The sequence below is a fragment of the Brachybacterium huguangmaarense genome (assembly GCF_025725725.1).
GTDB lineage: Bacteria > Actinomycetota > Actinomycetes > Actinomycetales > Dermabacteraceae > Brachybacterium > Brachybacterium huguangmaarense.
Genome location: NZ_CP107020.1, coordinates 2,748,431 through 2,763,664, shown reverse-complemented (window position 1 = coordinate 2,763,664; position 15,234 = coordinate 2,748,431). Strand labels below are relative to the sequence as shown.

Genomic DNA, 15,234 nt, shown 5'->3' with positions numbered 1-15,234 from the left:
CCATGGGCGGCTTCGTCCCCGTCGCGACGCTCGCGCAGCTCGCCCCCGGTGAGGTCATCGGGGTCGAGATCGACGGCGTCGAGCTCGCGCTCGCGCGCGACGGCGACGGGGACGTGCACGCCCTGGCCGACCGCTGCTCCCACGGCGACGTGGCGCTGTCCGACGGCGACGTCGACTCCGGTGCGATCGAGTGCTGGAAGCACGGGAGCCAGTTCGACCTCACCACCGGCCGGCCGCGGCAGCTGCCCGCGGTCGTGCCCGTCCCCGTGTACCCCGTGCACGTGGACCCCGCCACCGGCACCATCGGCGTCGACCCGACCGCGCCGACCATCAACTGACGCAACGCTTCATAAGGAGAACATCGCATGTCGATCCTGGAGATCAAGGACCTCCACGCCACCGTGGACACCCCGGAGGGCACCAAGGAGATCCTCAAGGGCGTGGACCTGACCATCAAGGGCGGCGAGACGCACGCGATCATGGGCCCCAACGGCTCGGGCAAGTCCACCCTCGCGTACTCGATCGCGGGCCACCCCAAGTACGACATCACGAGCGGCACCGTGCTGCTCGACGGCGAGGACGTGCTCGAGATGTCCGTCGACGAGCGGGCGCGCGCGGGGCTGTTCCTCGCCATGCAGTACCCCGTCGAGGTGCCGGGCGTGACCGTCTCGAACTTCCTGCGCACCGCCAAGACCGCCGTCGACGGCGAGGCGCCGTCCCTGCGCACGTGGGTCAAGGACGTCAAGGGCGCGATGGCCAACCTCAAGATGGACGAGGCCTTCGCCGAGCGCAACGTCAACGAGGGCTTTTCGGGCGGCGAGAAGAAGCGCCACGAGATCCTGCAGATGGAGCTGCTCAAGCCCGCCATCGCGATCCTCGACGAGACCGACTCCGGTCTCGACGTCGACGCCCTGCGCGTCGTCTCCGAGGGCGTCAACCGCGCCAAGGCCAACACCGACGTGGGCGTCATGCTGATCACCCACTACACCCGTATCCTCAACTACATCAAGCCCGACTTCGTGCACGTCTTCGTCAACGGCCGCGTGGCTGAGGAGGGCGGCCCGGAGCTCGCCGAGCGTCTCGAGGCCGAGGGCTACGAGCGCTTCCTCACGGGCGCCAACTGACCGAGCCGGAGGAGTTCGCCATGACCGACCAGACCCTGCCGGAGACCCCGGCGGACGCGACCGCGGAGTACGCCTCCAAGGACGACGTCATCGAGGCGCTCAAGGACGTCATCGACCCCGAGCTCGGGATCAACGTCGTGGACCTGGGCCTCGTGTACGGCGTGACCGTGGAGCGGGGCGAGGCGGTCATCGACATGACCCTGACGTCCGCCGCGTGCCCGCTCACCGACGTGCTCGAGGAGCAGACCTTCGCGGCGCTCGACCCGATCTGCGAGTCCCACCGCATCAACTGGGTGTGGATGCCGCCGTGGGGCATGGAGATGATCACCGAGGACGGCCGCGACCAGCTGCGCGCGATCGGCTTCAACCTCTGACGAGCGGTCCTGGCCGCCCCCTGTGCACGGGGGGCGGTCAGAACCCGAGCACGTCGGCGACCGGGGTCGCCGCCAGGCCGTGGGCCTCGGCCACCCCGGCATGGGTGAGCATCCCGTCGTGGGTCGAGAGCCCGCTCGCGAGGGACGTGTCCGCCGAGAGCGCCTCGCGCCAGCCCAGCCGGGCCAGACGCAGCACGTAGGGCAGGGTCGCGTGGGTGAGCGCCGCCGTCGCGGTCACGGGCACCGAGCCGGGCATGTTCGCGACGCAGTAGTAGATCGCGTCGTGCACCTGGAAGGTCGGCTCGGCGTGCGTCGTGGGGCGCGAGCCCTCGAAGCAGCCGCCCTGGTCGATCGCGACGTCCACGAGCACCGAGCCCGGCCGCATCGAGGCCACCATCTCGGAGGTCACGAGCTTGGGGGCCCTCGCGCCCGGGATCAGCACCGAGCCGATCACGACGTCGGCGCGCGCGACCTGCTCGGCCATGTCGAGCGCGGTCGAGTAGCGGGTGAGGATGCCGCCGTTGTGCACGGTCGCGATCTGGTTCAGCCGTGCCAGGTTCACGTCCATGACGGTCACGTCCGCGTGCAGGCCCCGCGCCATGATCGCCGCCTGCTCGCCGACGACGCCACCGCCCACGACGAGCACGGTGGCCTCGCGCGTGCCCGGCACGCCGCCCATGAGCACCCCCGAGCCGCCGATCGGCTTCATCAGGTGATAGGCCGCGACCTGGGTCGCGAGCCGCCCCGCGATCCCGCTCATGGGTGCGAGCAGCGGCAGCGACCGATCGGGCAGCTGCACGGTCTCGTACGCGATCGCCGTCGTGCCCGAGGCGAGCAGCGCGTCGGTGAGCGCCCGGTCGGCCGCGAGGTGCAGATAGGTGAACAGGATCTGACCCCGGCGCAGGCGGGCGTACTCGCTCTCGACGGGCTCCTTGACCTTGACCACCATCTCGGCGCGCTCCCACACCTCCTTGGCGTCCGGCACGAGGTGCGCTCCGGCGCGTTCGTAGTCGGCGTCGGCGACGCCGGCGCCCACCCCCGCCTCGCGCTCGACGAGCACCTCGTGGCCGGCGGACACCAGCTCGTGGACCCCGGCGGCCGTCAGGCCCACCCGGTACTCGTTGTTCTTGATCTCCCGCGGCACACCGACGAGCATCTCTCGCTCTTCTCCTCGACTCTGAGTTGACGGGCGGGGCAGTCGCCCACGTTCATCCCATCACACCCGCCCGGCCCGTGCCGGGCGTTCGGCGGCCCCGGGGCCGTAGACTTCCCCGGTCCTCACGCCACCCGTCACCACGCCGTCCCGCAGGAGCCCACGCCCGTGATCACCGTCCACGACCTCGAGATCCGCGTCGGCGCCCGCCTGCTCATGAGCGAGGTGAGCTTCCAGGTCACCGACGGCGACCGGGTGGGTCTCGTCGGCCGCAACGGGGCCGGCAAGACCACGCTCACCAAGGTGCTCTCGGGCACCCTGCAGCCGGCCGCTGGGACCGTCGATCTGCGCGGCGAGCTCGGCTACCTGCCCCAGGACACCCACACCGGCGATCCTGAGCAGACCGTGATCGCCCGGATCCTCGGCGCCCGCGGCCTCGACGAGCTCATGGCCAAGCTGCGCCGCGCCGAGCTCGAGATGGCCGACATGACCCTCTCCGACGCCCGCCGCGAGAAGGCCATGAACCGCTACGCCCGCCTCGACGACGAGCTCAACGCCAAGGGCGGCTACGCGGCCGAGTCCGAGGCCAAGCGCATGGCGGCCAACCTCGGCCTGCCCCAGCGCCTCCACGAGCAGGAGCTGCGCACCCTCTCCGGCGGACAGCGGCGGCGCGTCGAGCTCGCCCGCATCCTGTTCTCCCAGGCCGACACGCTCATCCTCGACGAGCCCACCAACCACCTCGACGCGGACTCCATCGTGTGGCTGCGCGACTACCTCCAGACCTTCCGCGGCGGCATCATCGTCATCTCCCACGACGTCCAGCTCGTCCAGGACGTCGTCAACACGGTCTTCTACCTCGACGCCAACCGTCAGGTGATCGACATCTACAACATGGGCTGGAAGCAGTACCTGAAGTCCCGCGAGGACGACGAGAAGCGCCGCAAGCGCGAGCGCGCCAACGCCGAGAAGAAGGCGACCGCGCTCACCGCGCAGGCCGAGAAGATGCGCGCCAAGGCCACCAAGGCGGTGGCCGCCCAGAACATGCTGCGACGCGCCGAGCGGCTCATGGACTCCGTCGAGGACGAGCGGCGCAGCGACCGCGTCGCCTCGCTGCGCTTCCCGCGGCCCGCGCCGTGCGGCAAGACCCCGCTCATGGCCGAGGGCCTCTCGAAGTCCTACGGCAGCCTCGAGATCTTCACCGACGTCGACCTCGCGATCGACCGCGGCAGCCGGGTCGTGATCCTCGGCCTCAACGGCGCCGGCAAGACCACCCTGCTGCGCATCCTGGCCGGGGTCGACGCCCCCGACACGGGAGAGATCATCCCGGGCCACGGCCTCCGCATCGGCTACTACGCCCAGGAGCACGAGACCCTCGACGAGTCCCGCACCGTGCTCGAGAACATGATGAGCGCGGCCGTCGAGCTGCCCGAGGTCGAGGCCCGCAAGATCCTCGGCTCCTTCCTTTTCAGCGGCGATGACGTGCACAAGAGCGCGAGCGTCCTGTCGGGCGGCGAGAAGACCCGCCTCGCGCTCGCGACGCTCGTGGTCTCGAGCGCCAACGTGCTCCTGCTCGACGAGCCCACGAACAACCTCGACCCCGCCTCGCGCGCCGAGATCCTCGGGGCGCTCGCGAACTTCGAGGGCGCCGTCGTGCTCGTCTCGCACGATCCCGGCGCCGTCACCGCCCTCAGCCCCGAGCGCGTGCTCGTCATGCCCGACGCCGTAGAGGACCTCTGGAACTCCTCCTACGAGGAGCTCATCCAGCTCGCGTGACAGAGAGGACCGCGCCATGTTCGTGATCTCGTGCGCCCGTCCCGCCCCCGCGGGGCGCGACGACGGCGTCGACCGCGTCCCCGAGCTGCTCGCCGCGCTCGCGCCGCTCGGCGGCCGGCTCGCCGCCGAGCGCACCCTCGGCGACGAGGCCGTCGCCCTCGCCGAGCGTGCCGAGGGCGCGCTCGACATCGTGCGCACCGCCCTCGAGCTGGGGTCGTGGCGCGTCGGCCTGGGCGTCGGCCCCGTCGGCCTCCCGCTCCCGTCCGGCGTGCGCGAGGTCCGCGGCGGCGCCATGACCGCCTCGCGCGCCGCGCTCGAGCGCGCCCGGCGCACGAGCGAGGTGCCCGTGGCCGTGCTCGCCGCCGACTCCCGCCACGCCGAGACCGCCGCCGACGCCCAGGCCGTGCTGCGCCTGATCGGCTGGATGATCGCGACCCGCAACGCGGGGCAGTGGCGCACCGTGCGCGCCCTGCGCGAGGACCCCTCCCGCACCCAGGCGGAGCTCGCGAGCGCCCTCGGCGTCACCCAGCAGACGGTCTCGCGCGCGCTCAAGACGAGCGGATGGCGCGAGGAGCGCGCCGCGTACGCGCTCGTGACCCGCCTGCTCGCGATGATCGACCTCACGAGCTGAGCGCCCGGCCCCCGGCGCTCAGGGCTGTAAACTCGGTGACCGTGCCCGGGCCGAGCGTCCGCGCCTGCAGGCAGCCGCATACCGCGCAGACATCCCCTCCAAGGAGAACCATGGCGACCACGAACGATCTCAAGAACGGAATGGTGCTGAACCTCGAGGGCCAGCTGTGGTCCGTGACCGAGTTCCAGCACGTCAAGCCCGGCAAGGGTCCGGCGTTCGTGCGCACCAAGCTCAAGAACGTGCTGTCCGGCAAGACGGTCGACAAGACCTTCAACGCGGGCCTCAAGATCGAGACCGCGACCGTCGACAAGCGCGACATGCAGTACTCCTACATGGACGGCGACCTGTACGTGTTCATGGACACGAGCACGTGGGAGCAGACCAACGTGCCCGCCGAGACCGTCGGCTCCGCCGCCGACTACCTGCTCGAGGGCCAGGACGTCGTCGTCGCCTTCCACGAGGGCGCCGTGCTCTACGTCGAGTTGCCCGCGAGCGTCGTGCTCGAGATCACCTTCACCGAGCCCGGCCTGCAGGGCGACCGCTCCTCGGGCGGCACCAAGCCGGCGACCCTCGAGACCGGCAAGGAGATCCAGGTCCCGCTGTTCCTCGAGCAAGGCACCAAGGTCAAGGTCGACACCCGCTCCGGCGACTACCTCGGCCGCGCCTGACCGTGCCCGACTCCCGCACGCCGGACCCCCTCAACCTGCCGATCCCCGGCCGCGAGGGCGAAGAGGTCGAGCTCCTGCGCACCTATCCGGCCAACACCAAGCGCCTGTCCTCGCGCACGCGTGAGCGGATCCGCGCCGTCGACGTCCTCTACGAGGCCGACGCGCGCTCCCTGCCCGTGCTCGAGGTGCTCGCGCAGCGACGGCTGCGCACGGCGACCCAGACCCCGCTGCCCGAGCGCTCCGCCGCCCTCGTGCGCGTCGCCGCCGAGCACGCCGACCAGATCGACGAGCAGCTCGAGACCCACAGCCGCGACTGGCCGCTGACGCGCATGCCGGCCGTCGACCGGGCGCTCCTGCGCCTCGGGGCCGGCGAGATCCTGTTCGACGCCCCCGCCGAGGACGTCGGCCCCATCATCGGGGAGTACGCCTCGATCGCGCGCGAGCTCTCCACGGAGGACTCCCCGCGGTTCGTCAACGCGCTCCTGCAGCGCCTCGCCGACCTGCGGGGCCTGCTCGGCTGAGACGCGCAGACCCGAGCGGGGCGCGGCGCCTACACTCGACCCGACCGATCACGACCCTTTAACCGCACGTCCCGTGAGGCGTGGAAGGGAGCACACGATCATGACCACCACCGAGGGCACGGACGACGTGACCGTGCTCGGGCCCGACGAGATCCGTCGCGCCCTGACCCGCATCGCCCACGAGATCGTCGAGTCCGGGCACGGGGCCGACGACATCGTCCTGCTGGGCATCCCGCACCGCGGCGTGCCGCTCGCGGCACGCCTGGCCCGCGCCGTCTGCGAGGCCGAGGGCGCCGGGCGCGACCCCGAGCAGATGAGCGGCGCGCTCGACATCACGATGTACCGCGACGACCTGCGGGACCACCCCATGCGCGCACCCCACCGCACCGTCATCCCGGCCCGCGGCATCGACGGCCGCATCGTCGTGCTCGTCGACGACGTGCTCTACTCCGGCCGCACCGTGCGGGCCGCCCTCGACGCCCTGGGCGCGATCGGCCGGCCCGCCGCCGTGCGCCTGGCCGTGCTCGTCGACCGCGGTCACCGCGAGCTGCCGATCCGCGCCGATCACGTCGGCAAGAACCTGCCGACCTCGCGCGCCGAGCGCGTGGACGTGCACCTGACGGAGACCGACGGCGAGGACGCCGTGACCATCGAGCGCGGACGGGCGGCCCAGGCATGAGGCACTTCATCTCCATCGCGGACCTCTCGCGCGCCGACGCGATCGCGGTGCTCGACACCGCCGAGCAGATGGCCGCGACCCAGTCCCGCTCGATCCGTAAGCTGCCGACCCTCGTCGGCACGACCGTCGTCAACCTCTTCATGGAGGACTCGACGCGCACCCGGATCAGCTTCGAGGCCGCCGCCAAGCGGCTCTCGGCCGACGTCATCAACTTCTCGGCCAAGGGCTCGAGCCTGTCCAAGGGCGAGTCGCTCAAGGACACGGCCCTCACGCTCCAGGCGATGGGCGCCGACGCGATCGTGGTGCGCTCGCCCTCGTCGGGCGCCGCGCACCTGCTGGCACACGCCGGCTGGGTCACCCAGCCGATCGTCAACGCGGGCGACGGCACCCACGAGCATCCCACCCAGGCGATGCTCGACGCCTTCACCCTGCGCCGCCACCTCGCGGGCGACGACGCCTCCGGGCAGGGCCTGGACGGACGCCACGTCGTGATCGTCGGGGACATCCTGCACTCCCGCGTGGCCCGCTCCAACGTGCTCCTGCTGACCCTTCTGGGCGCACGCGTGACCCTCGTGGCCCCGCCCTCGCTCGTGCCGGTGGGCGCCTCCGCGTGGCCCTGCGAGGTCGTCTACGACCTCGACGAGGCCCTCGCCGCGGGGACCGACGCGGTCATGATGCTGCGCGTCCAGCGCGAGCGCATGATCGGCGGCGGCTTCTTCCCCACGCCCGCGGAGTACACGCGCCGCTTCTGCCTGACCACGTCGCGCGCCGCCCGCCTCGATGACCACGCGATCGTCCTGCACCCCGGCCCCATGAACCGCGGCTTCGAGATCGCGGGCGACGTCGCCGACTCCCCGCGCAGCGTCATCGTCGAGCAGGTCGCCGCGGGCGTGAGCGTCCGCATGGCCGTGCTCTACCAGCTGCTCGCCTCGACCACCCAGGAGTCCTGAGCCATGACCGCACTTCTCCTCCGCGGCGGAAGCCCCTACGGCCAGGGCACGGCCGACGTGCTCATCGCCGACGGCCTCATCGCGGCCGTCGGTCCCGACCTCGACGCCCCCGCCGACGCCGAGGTGATCGACGCGACCGGCTGCATCGTGCTGCCCGGCCTCGTGGACCTCCACACCCACCTGCGCGAGCCCGGCGGCGAGGAGGCCGAGACCGTCGAGACCGGCACCCGGGCCGCTGCCCGCGGCGGCTTCACGGCCGTGCACGCGATGGCCAACACGACGCCCACCGCGGACACCGCGGGCGTGGTCGAGCAGGTGCTCGCGCGCGGCGAGGAGGCCGGCTGGTGCGACGTGCGCCCGATCGGCGCCGTGACCGTGGGCCTCGCGGGCGAGCGCCTCGCCGAGCTCGACGCGATGGCCACCTCGAAGGCCCGCGTGCGCGTGTTCAGCGACGACGGCAAGTGCGTGCACGACCCCGTGCTCATGCGCCGCGCCCTCGAGTACGTCAAGACCTTCGACGGGGTGATCGCCCAGCACGCCCAGGACCCACGCCTGACCGAGGGCGCCCAGATGCACGAGGGCATCGTCTCGGCCGAGATCGGGCTCGCGGGCTGGCCCGCCGTCGCCGAGGAGTCGATCATCGCGCGCGACGTGCTGCTCGCCGAGCACGTGGGCTCGCGCCTGCACGTGTGCCACCTCTCGACCGCCGGCAGCGTCGAGATCGTGCGCTGGGCCAAGCAGCGGGGCGTCGACGTGACCGCCGAGGTCACGCCCCACCACCTGCTCCTGACCGACGACCTCGCGCGCGGTTTCGACGCGACCTACAAGGTGAACCCGCCGCTGCGCACCGCCGCCGACGTGCAGGCCGTGCGCGACGGCCTCGCCGACGGCACGATCGACATCGTCGCGACCGACCACGCGCCCCATCCGCGCGACGCCAAGGACCGCGAGTGGGACGTCGCCGCCTTCGGCATGACCGGGCTCGAGACCGCGCTGCCGGTCGTGCAGGCCACGATGGTCGACACGGGCCGCCTCACCTGGCGCGACGTCGCCCGCGTGCTCTCCGAGACGCCCTCGCGGATCGCGCGCAACGAGACCCAGGGTCGTCCGCTCGAGCCGGGCGAGGCCGCCAACGTGCTCGTGTGGGACCCGCGCCCGAGCGCGCCGGTCGTGCCCGAGCAGCAGGCCACCCGCTCCGCGAACTCGCCGTTCCGCGGGCGCGAGCTGCCCGGGCGCACCGTCGCGACGATCCTGCGCGGCCGCGTCACCGTGCGCGACGGGCAGCTGGCGACCCGATGAGCCAGGCCGCACCCGTGGTCGTCCTGGCCGTGGTCTTCTGCGTGCTCGTCGGCCTCATGTACCTCGGCTGGCGCCGCCGCGCCGCGCGCCAGGGCGACCTGCCCGCGCTCACGCCTCCGCCGGCACCGCCCGGGGGAGCGGGCCGCCGCGCCGAGGGCGTCTACGTCGCCACCACCCTCGCCGAGCAGCCTCTCGAACGGGTCACCGCGCGCGGGCTCGGCGCCCGCAGCCGCGCCGTCCTCGGCGAGACCGAGCACGACGGCGGGCCGGCCCTGCAGGTCGACCGGCAGGGCGCCGCGGGGTTCCTCATCCCCTGGGCGGACGTCCGCTCGGTCCACACCGCGCCCGGCATGGTCGGCAAGTGGATCGGCGGCGACGGTCTGCTCGTCATCCGCTGGCAGCTGGGGGAGACCCTCCTGGACACCGGCTTCCGCCTCGACGAGCGCGCGGACCAGGACCGCGTCCTCGCCCTCGCCGACCAGCACCTGCCCGCCACCGCCCCCGCGGCGGGCCCTCCTGGCCCATCCGACGTCGCCGACCCGCAGCCTCCCGAGGAGCTCTCATGACCACCACCGCCCCCGCCCCCGTCGGCCCCGCGCGGCGCCCCCGCCCCGAGCCGGCCGTGCTCGTCCTCGAGGACGGCACCACCTTCACCGGCGAGGCGTACGGCGCGCGCGGCGCCCGCCTCGGGGAGGTCGTCTTCGCGACCGGCATGACCGGCTACCAGGAGACGATCACCGACCCCTCCTACGCGGGCCAGATCGTCGTGCAGACCGCGCCGCACATCGGCAACACGGGCGCCAACGCCGAGGACATGGAGTCCGGGCGGGTGTGGGTGCGCGGCTACGTCGTGCGCGAGGCCGCGCGCCGCGCCTCGAACTGGCGCAGCGAGCAGACCCTCGACGACCTGCTCGCCGACTCCGGCGTGGTCGGCATCAGCGGCATCGACACCCGTCAGCTCACGCGCCGCCTGCGCGAGCTCGGCTCGGTGCGCGGAGGCGTCTTCTCCGGCGCCGAGCTCGAGGGCGCCGACACCGCCGGCCTGCTCGAGCGGGTGCGCTCCGAGCCCCAGATGACGGGCGCGAGCTTCGTCGACGAGGTCACGATCGCCCAGCCGATCGTGCTCGAGCCCGAGGGCGAGGCGATCGGGACCGTCGCCGCCGTCGACCTCGGCATCAAGGGCGCGACCCCGCGGCACATGGTCGCGCGCGGCCTGCGCGTGCACCTGCTGCCCGCGACCACGACCCTGCCCGAGCTGCTCGCGACCGAGCCCGACGCCGTCTTCTTCTCCAACGGCCCCGGCGACCCCGCGACCGCCGACGCCCAGGTCGAGCTGCTGCGCGGCGTGCTCGACGCGGGCATCCCGTACTTCGGGATCTGCTTCGGCAACCAGCTGCTCGGACGCGCCCTCGGCTTCGGCACCTACAAGCTGCGCTACGGCCACCGCGGCATCAACCAGCCCGTGCTCGACGTGACCACCGGCAAGGTCGAGATCACGGCGCAGAACCACGGCTTCGCCGTCGACATCCCGATCCGGGGCGAGCACACGGCGCCCTACGACGGCGGCCGCTACGGGCGCGTCATGGTCTCCCACATCGGGCTCAACGACGACGTGGTCGAGGGCATCGCATGCCTCGACATCCCCGCCTACTCCGTCCAGTACCATCCCGAGGCGGCGTCGGGCCCCCACGACGCCTCCTACCTCTTCGACCGCCTCGTCGACCTCGTCTCCAAGGAATCCTGATGCCCCGTCGCGACGACATCTCCTCCGTCCTCGTCATCGGCTCCGGCCCGATCGTCATCGGCCAGGCCTGCGAGTTCGACTATTCCGGCACCCAGGCCTGCCGCGTGCTGCGCGAGGAGGGCCTGCGGGTCATCCTCGTCAACTCCAACCCGGCCACGATCATGACCGACCCGGAGATCGCGGACGCCACCTACGTCGAGCCGATTGACCCCGACGTGATCCGCTCGATCATCGCCGCCGAGCGCCCCGACGCGATCCTGCCCACCCTGGGCGGCCAGACGGCGCTCAACGCCGCGATCGCCCTCGACGAGCGCGGCATCCTCGAGAAGTTCGGCGTCGAGATGATCGGCGCGACCATCTCGGCGATCCAGAAGGCCGAGGACCGCCAGCTGTTCAAGGAGGTCGTGGCCACCGTGGGCGGCGAGTCCGCCCGCTCGCGCATCTGCCACACGATGGACGACTGCCTCGCGGCCGCCGAGGACCTCGGCTACCCGATGGTCGTGCGCCCCTCCTTCACGATGGGCGGCCTGGGCTCGGGCATGGCCTACGACGAGCGGGACCTGCGCCGCATCGCGGGCGACGGCCTCCACTACTCGCCGACCACCGAGGTGCTCCTCGAGGAGTCGATCCTCGGCTGGAAGGAGTACGAGCTCGAGCTCATGCGCGACCGCAACGACAACTGCGTCGTCGTCTGCTCGATCGAGAACGTCGACCCCGTCGGCGTGCACACGGGCGACTCCGTGACGGTCGCGCCCTCCCTCACCCTGACCGACGTCGAGCTGCAGCGCCTGCGCGACCTCGGCATCGGCATCATCCGCGAGGTCGGCGTCGACACGGGCGGCTGCAACGTCCAGTTCGCCGTGCATCCCGAGACCGGGCGCACCGTCGTGATCGAGATGAACCCGCGCGTCTCGCGCTCCTCGGCGCTCGCCTCGAAGGCCACCGGCTTCCCGATCGCCAAGATCGCGGCGCGCCTGGCCATCGGCTACACGCTCGACGAGATCCGCAACGACATCACGGGCACCACGCCCGCGAGCTTCGAGCCGACCCTCGACTACGTCGTCGTCAAGATCCCGCGCTTCGCCTTCGAGAAGTTCCCGGCGGCGGATCCGACCCTGACCACGACCATGAAGAGCGTGGGCGAGGCGATGGCCATCGGCCGCTCCTTCACCGAGGCCCTCGGCAAGGCCCAGCGCTCCCTCGACGTGCGCTCGGCGGTCGTGGACTACACGGGCGAGGTGCCCGACGCCGACGAGATCGACGCGCTCATCGACGCCGCCCGCACCCCCACCGACGGGCGCCTGGTCTCGATCTCGCGCGTGCTGCGCGCCGCCGCGGCCGGCGCCGTGGACCCCGACGCCCTCGTCGAGCGGCTCTACGAGGCCACCGCGATCGACCGCTGGTTCCTCGACCAGCTGCTGCTCGTCGCGGAGATCGCCGAGGACGTGCGCGAGGCCGACGTGCTCGACGCCGCCCTGCTGCGGCGGGCCAAGCGGCACGGGCTCTCCGACGACCAGCTGGGCCAGCTCCGCGGCGTCCACGGCGACGTCGTCAAGGGCGTGCGCGAGGCGCTCGGCGTCAACCCCGTCTACAAGACCGTCGACACGTGCGCGGCCGAGTTCGCCTCGAAGACCCCGTACCACTACTCGGCGTACGACGCCGAGAGCGAGGTCGAGCCGCGCGAGCGGCCCGCCGTGCTGATCCTCGGCTCGGGCCCCAACCGCATCGGCCAGGGCATCGAGTTCGACTACTCGTGCGTGCACGCCGCCGTCGCCCTCTCCCTGCCCGAGGACCGCGGCGGGCTCGGGTACGAGACCGTCATGATCAACTGCAACCCCGAGACGGTCTCGACCGACTACGACATCGCCTCGCGGCTCTACTTCGAGCCGCTCACCTTCGAGGACGTCGTCGAGGTGTACGAGGCCGAGAAGGCGGCCGGCCCCGTCGTGGGCGTCATCGTGCAGCTCGGCGGCCAGACCCCGCTCTCGCTCGCGGCGCGCCTCGAGCAGGCCGGCCTGCCGATCATCGGCACCTCCCCGCGCGCGATCGACGCCGCCGAGGACCGCGGCGCCTTCGGCTCCGTGCTCGCGGGCGCCGACCTCCCGGCCCCGCCGTACGGGACCGCCTGGGCCCTCGAGGACGCGCGCGAGGTCGCCGCCCACGTCGGCTACCCGGTGCTCGTGCGCCCCAGCTACGTGCTCGGCGGCCGCGGCATGGAGATCGTGTACGACGAGGAGGGCCTCGTCGACTACGTCGGGCGCAACCTGCCCGACGGCGGCCGCGCCGAGGCGCCCATCCTCATCGACCGCTTCCTCGACACCGCGACCGAGATCGACGTCGACGCCCTCTTCGACGGCGAGCAGCTGTTCGTGGGCGGCATCATGGAGCACATCGAGGAGGCCGGCATCCACTCCGGCGACTCGGCATGCACCCTGCCGCCCGTCTCGCTGTCCGACGCCGTGTGCGACCGCATCCGCCGGTCCACCGAGGCGATCGCCCGGGGCGTGGGCGTGCACGGCCTCATCAACATCCAGTTCGCGCTCGCCCAGGGCATCCTCTACGTGCTCGAGGCCAACCCGCGCGCCTCGCGCACCGTGCCCTTCGTCTCCAAGGCCACCGGCGTGCCGCTCGCGCGCGCCGCGGCCCTCGTGATGGCCGGACGCAGCATCGCCGAGCTGCGCGCCGAGGGGGTCCTGCCCGCCACGGGCGATGGCATGGACCTGGCCCCCGACGCGCCGATCGCCGTCAAGGAGGCCGTGCTGCCCTTCAAGCGCTTCCGCACCGCCGGGGGGCGCAGCGTCGACTCCCTGCTGGGCCCCGAGATGCGCTCGACGGGCGAGGTGATGGGCCTCGACGCGACCTTCCCCCGAGCCTTCGCGAAGTCCCAGCTCGCGATCGCGGGGCAGGGGCTGCCCACCGCGGGCCGGGTGTTCGTCTCCGTCGCCGACGGCGACAAGCGCGGCGTGGTCCTCCCCGTCGCGCGCCTCGCCGAGCTCGGCTTCGAGATCCTCGCGACCTCCGGCACCGCCCAGGTGCTCGGCCGCTCGGGCATCCCGTGCACCGTGATCCGCAAGGCCTCGGAGGTGACCGAGGGCGAGACCATCATCGACGCGATCGAGCGCGGCGACATCCAGCTGATCCTCAACACCCCCGCGGGCGGCTCGTCCCGCCACGACGGCTACGAGATCCGCGCCGCCGCGACGAGCGTCGACGTGCCCATGATCACGACGCTCCAGGAGTTCCAGGCGGCCGTGCAGGCCATCGAGGCGCTCCCGGAGGGCCCCTTCGCCGTGACCAGCCTGCAGGACCACGTCGCGCGGCTCGTCGCCCAGCGCGCCGCGGCCGCCGCGGGGGAGGTCGCGTGAGCGCCCCCTTCGGCGACCGCCTGCGCGAGGCCGTCGCCGCCCACGGCCCCGTGGTCGCCGGGATCGACCCGCACGCCCCGCTCCTGGCCGCCTGGGGCCTGCCCGACGACGCCGACGGGGTGCGCCGCCTCGGCGCCGCCGTGCTCGAGGCCGTCGACGGGCACGTCGCCGCGATCAAGCCCCAGTCGGCGTTCTTCGAGCGGCACGGGTCGCGCGGCGTCGCCGCTCTCGAGGACCTGCTCGCCGAGGCCCGGGACCGCGGCGTCCTGACCATCCTCGACGTCAAGCGTGGTGACATCGGCTCGACCATGGGCGCCTACGCCGACGCGCACCTGCGCCCGGGCGCCCCGCTCGAGGCCGACGCGATCACCACGAGCCCCTATCTCGGCTTCGGCTCGCTGCGCCCCGCGCTCGACCTCGCCGCCGAGCACGGCAAGGGCGTTTTCGTGCTCGCCCTGACCTCCAACCCCGACGGCGCCCAGGTCCAGCACGCCCGCGAGGCCGACGGCACCGCCGTGGCCCGCCGGATCGTCGAGCTCGTCGAGGCCGAGAACGCCGACGCGGCGGCCTGGGGGAGCGTGGGCCTCGTGGTCGGTGCGACCGTCGGCAGCGCGCCGGCGGACCTCGGGATCGACCTCGTGGCGGGCCGGGCGCCCTTGCTCGCCCCGGGCTTCGGCGCCCAGGGGGCGGGCGTCGCCGAGCGGGACGCCGTCTTCGCCGGAGCCTCCGGGCGCGTGCTCGTCTCGGTCTCCCGTGCCCTGCTCGGCGCGGGCCCCGACGTCGGCGCGCTGCGCCGGGCCGCCGACGAGCTCGCCGAGCGCTACCGCTGAGCACACCCGCCGGGGCCCCGAATTCGGCTCCCCACGCGTGTCTGCGCCGCTCAACGCGCTAGAGTCATCCCACACCCGGCTCCGCACCCGCGGACCCGACCGCCCGACGCACCGCTCGACGAA

The 15,234-nt window shown here is 72.9% G+C and carries 15 protein-coding genes; 14 read left to right on the top strand and 1 reads right to left on the bottom strand.

Translation table 11 applies throughout. From position 1 onward, the window contains the following. The first annotated feature begins 2 nt into the window (after positions 1-2). The 3 genes from BRM3_RS12725 to BRM3_RS12715 are packed head-to-tail and all read left to right on the top strand — an operon-like array spanning position 3 to position 1,498. Positions 3-338: a Rieske 2Fe-2S domain-containing protein gene (locus BRM3_RS12725; protein ID WP_263593671.1), complete on the top strand. Its 336-nt coding sequence runs from the start codon at positions 3-5 to the stop codon at positions 336-338. A gap of 27 nt (positions 339-365) precedes the next feature. After that, entirely contained in the window at positions 366-1,124 is a 759-nt protein-coding gene (sufC, locus tag BRM3_RS12720; protein ID WP_263593670.1) for a Fe-S cluster assembly ATPase SufC, read from the top strand. Between the two features lie 20 nt (positions 1,125-1,144). Then, positions 1,145-1,498, top strand: coding sequence for a metal-sulfur cluster assembly factor (locus BRM3_RS12715; protein WP_263593669.1), 354 nt, complete (start codon positions 1,145-1,147; stop codon positions 1,496-1,498). 37 nt (positions 1,499-1,535) lie between these two features. Here BRM3_RS12715 and ald read toward each other — a convergent pair whose 3' ends face one another. Then, entirely contained in the window at positions 1,536-2,654 is a 1,119-nt protein-coding gene (gene ald / locus BRM3_RS12710; protein WP_263593668.1) for an alanine dehydrogenase, read from the bottom strand. A gap of 165 nt (positions 2,655-2,819) precedes the next feature. On the opposite strand from ald, the gene BRM3_RS12705 reads away from it, so the two are divergent. From BRM3_RS12705 to pyrF, 11 genes are all read left to right on the top strand, one after another. After that, complete coding sequence (locus BRM3_RS12705) at positions 2,820-4,424, top strand: ABC-F family ATP-binding cassette domain-containing protein (protein ID WP_263593667.1); 1,605 nt, start codon at positions 2,820-2,822, stop codon at positions 4,422-4,424. A 16-nt stretch (positions 4,425-4,440) separates the two neighbouring features. Then, positions 4,441-5,055 carry a MarR family transcriptional regulator gene (locus BRM3_RS12700; protein ID WP_263593666.1) on the top strand — a complete coding sequence of 205 codons (615 nt, stop codon included), beginning with the start codon at positions 4,441-4,443 and terminating at the stop codon, positions 5,053-5,055. A 110-nt stretch (positions 5,056-5,165) separates the two neighbouring features. Then, the gene (gene efp, locus BRM3_RS12695) at positions 5,166-5,723 is read left to right on the top strand and encodes an elongation factor P (RefSeq protein WP_263593665.1); all 558 of its coding nucleotides are present in this window, start codon (positions 5,166-5,168) and stop codon (positions 5,721-5,723) included. A gap of 2 nt (positions 5,724-5,725) precedes the next feature. After that, the gene (gene nusB, locus BRM3_RS12690) at positions 5,726-6,244 is read left to right on the top strand and encodes a transcription antitermination factor NusB (protein WP_263593664.1); all 519 of its coding nucleotides are present in this window, start codon (positions 5,726-5,728) and stop codon (positions 6,242-6,244) included. 100 nt (positions 6,245-6,344) lie between these two features. Further along, on the top strand, positions 6,345-6,923 hold the full coding sequence (gene pyrR, locus BRM3_RS12685) for a bifunctional pyr operon transcriptional regulator/uracil phosphoribosyltransferase PyrR (protein ID WP_263593663.1): 579 nt from the start codon (positions 6,345-6,347) through the stop codon (positions 6,921-6,923). Then, positions 6,920-7,873, top strand: coding sequence for an aspartate carbamoyltransferase catalytic subunit (locus tag BRM3_RS12680; protein ID WP_263593662.1), 954 nt, complete (start codon positions 6,920-6,922; stop codon positions 7,871-7,873). Before pyrR ends, BRM3_RS12680 begins: the two co-directional genes overlap by 4 nt. Positions 7,874-7,876: 3 nt before the next feature. After that, positions 7,877-9,172 (top strand): dihydroorotase, encoded by a 1,296-nt coding sequence (locus tag BRM3_RS12675; RefSeq protein ID WP_263593661.1) that lies wholly within the window; start codon positions 7,877-7,879, stop codon positions 9,170-9,172. Continuing rightward, positions 9,169-9,738 (top strand): PH-like domain-containing protein, encoded by a 570-nt coding sequence (locus BRM3_RS12670; RefSeq protein ID WP_263593660.1) that lies wholly within the window; start codon positions 9,169-9,171, stop codon positions 9,736-9,738. Before BRM3_RS12675 ends, BRM3_RS12670 begins: the two co-directional genes overlap by 4 nt. Continuing rightward, positions 9,735-10,916: a glutamine-hydrolyzing carbamoyl-phosphate synthase small subunit gene (carA, locus tag BRM3_RS12665; RefSeq protein ID WP_263593659.1), complete on the top strand. Its 1,182-nt coding sequence runs from the start codon at positions 9,735-9,737 to the stop codon at positions 10,914-10,916. The genes BRM3_RS12670 and carA overlap by 4 nt, the downstream gene beginning before the upstream one ends. Continuing rightward, positions 10,916-14,281 carry a carbamoyl-phosphate synthase large subunit gene (carB, locus tag BRM3_RS12660; protein ID WP_263593658.1) on the top strand — a complete coding sequence of 1,122 codons (3,366 nt, stop codon included), beginning with the start codon at positions 10,916-10,918 and terminating at the stop codon, positions 14,279-14,281. Before carA ends, carB begins: the two co-directional genes overlap by 1 nt. Beyond that, positions 14,278-15,111, top strand: coding sequence for an orotidine-5'-phosphate decarboxylase (pyrF, locus tag BRM3_RS12655; protein WP_263593657.1), 834 nt, complete (start codon positions 14,278-14,280; stop codon positions 15,109-15,111). The genes carB and pyrF overlap by 4 nt, the downstream gene beginning before the upstream one ends. The last annotated feature ends 123 nt before the right edge of the window (positions 15,112-15,234 follow it).

Excerpts from the sequence above, each read along its gene's own strand:
- BRM3_RS12725 (WP_263593671.1), top strand. The coding sequence starts at position 3 with ATGGGCGGCTTCGTCCCCGTCGCGACGCTCGCGCAGCTCGCCCCCGGT.
- sufC (WP_263593670.1), top strand. The coding sequence starts at position 366 with ATGTCGATCCTGGAGATCAAGGACCTCCACGCCACCGTGGACACCCCG.
- BRM3_RS12715 (WP_263593669.1), top strand. The coding sequence starts at position 1,145 with ATGACCGACCAGACCCTGCCGGAGACCCCGGCGGACGCGACCGCGGAG.
- ald (WP_263593668.1), bottom strand. The coding sequence starts at position 2,654 with ATGCTCGTCGGTGTGCCGCGGGAGATCAAGAACAACGAGTACCGGGTG.
- BRM3_RS12700 (WP_263593666.1), top strand. The coding sequence starts at position 4,441 with ATGTTCGTGATCTCGTGCGCCCGTCCCGCCCCCGCGGGGCGCGACGAC.
- efp (WP_263593665.1), top strand. The coding sequence starts at position 5,166 with ATGGCGACCACGAACGATCTCAAGAACGGAATGGTGCTGAACCTCGAG.
- pyrR (WP_263593663.1), top strand. The coding sequence starts at position 6,345 with ATGACCACCACCGAGGGCACGGACGACGTGACCGTGCTCGGGCCCGAC.
- BRM3_RS12680 (WP_263593662.1), top strand. The coding sequence starts at position 6,920 with ATGAGGCACTTCATCTCCATCGCGGACCTCTCGCGCGCCGACGCGATC.
- BRM3_RS12675 (WP_263593661.1), top strand. The coding sequence starts at position 7,877 with ATGACCGCACTTCTCCTCCGCGGCGGAAGCCCCTACGGCCAGGGCACG.
- BRM3_RS12670 (WP_263593660.1), top strand. The coding sequence starts at position 9,169 with ATGAGCCAGGCCGCACCCGTGGTCGTCCTGGCCGTGGTCTTCTGCGTG.
- carA (WP_263593659.1), top strand. The coding sequence starts at position 9,735 with ATGACCACCACCGCCCCCGCCCCCGTCGGCCCCGCGCGGCGCCCCCGC.
- carB (WP_263593658.1), top strand. The coding sequence starts at position 10,916 with ATGCCCCGTCGCGACGACATCTCCTCCGTCCTCGTCATCGGCTCCGGC.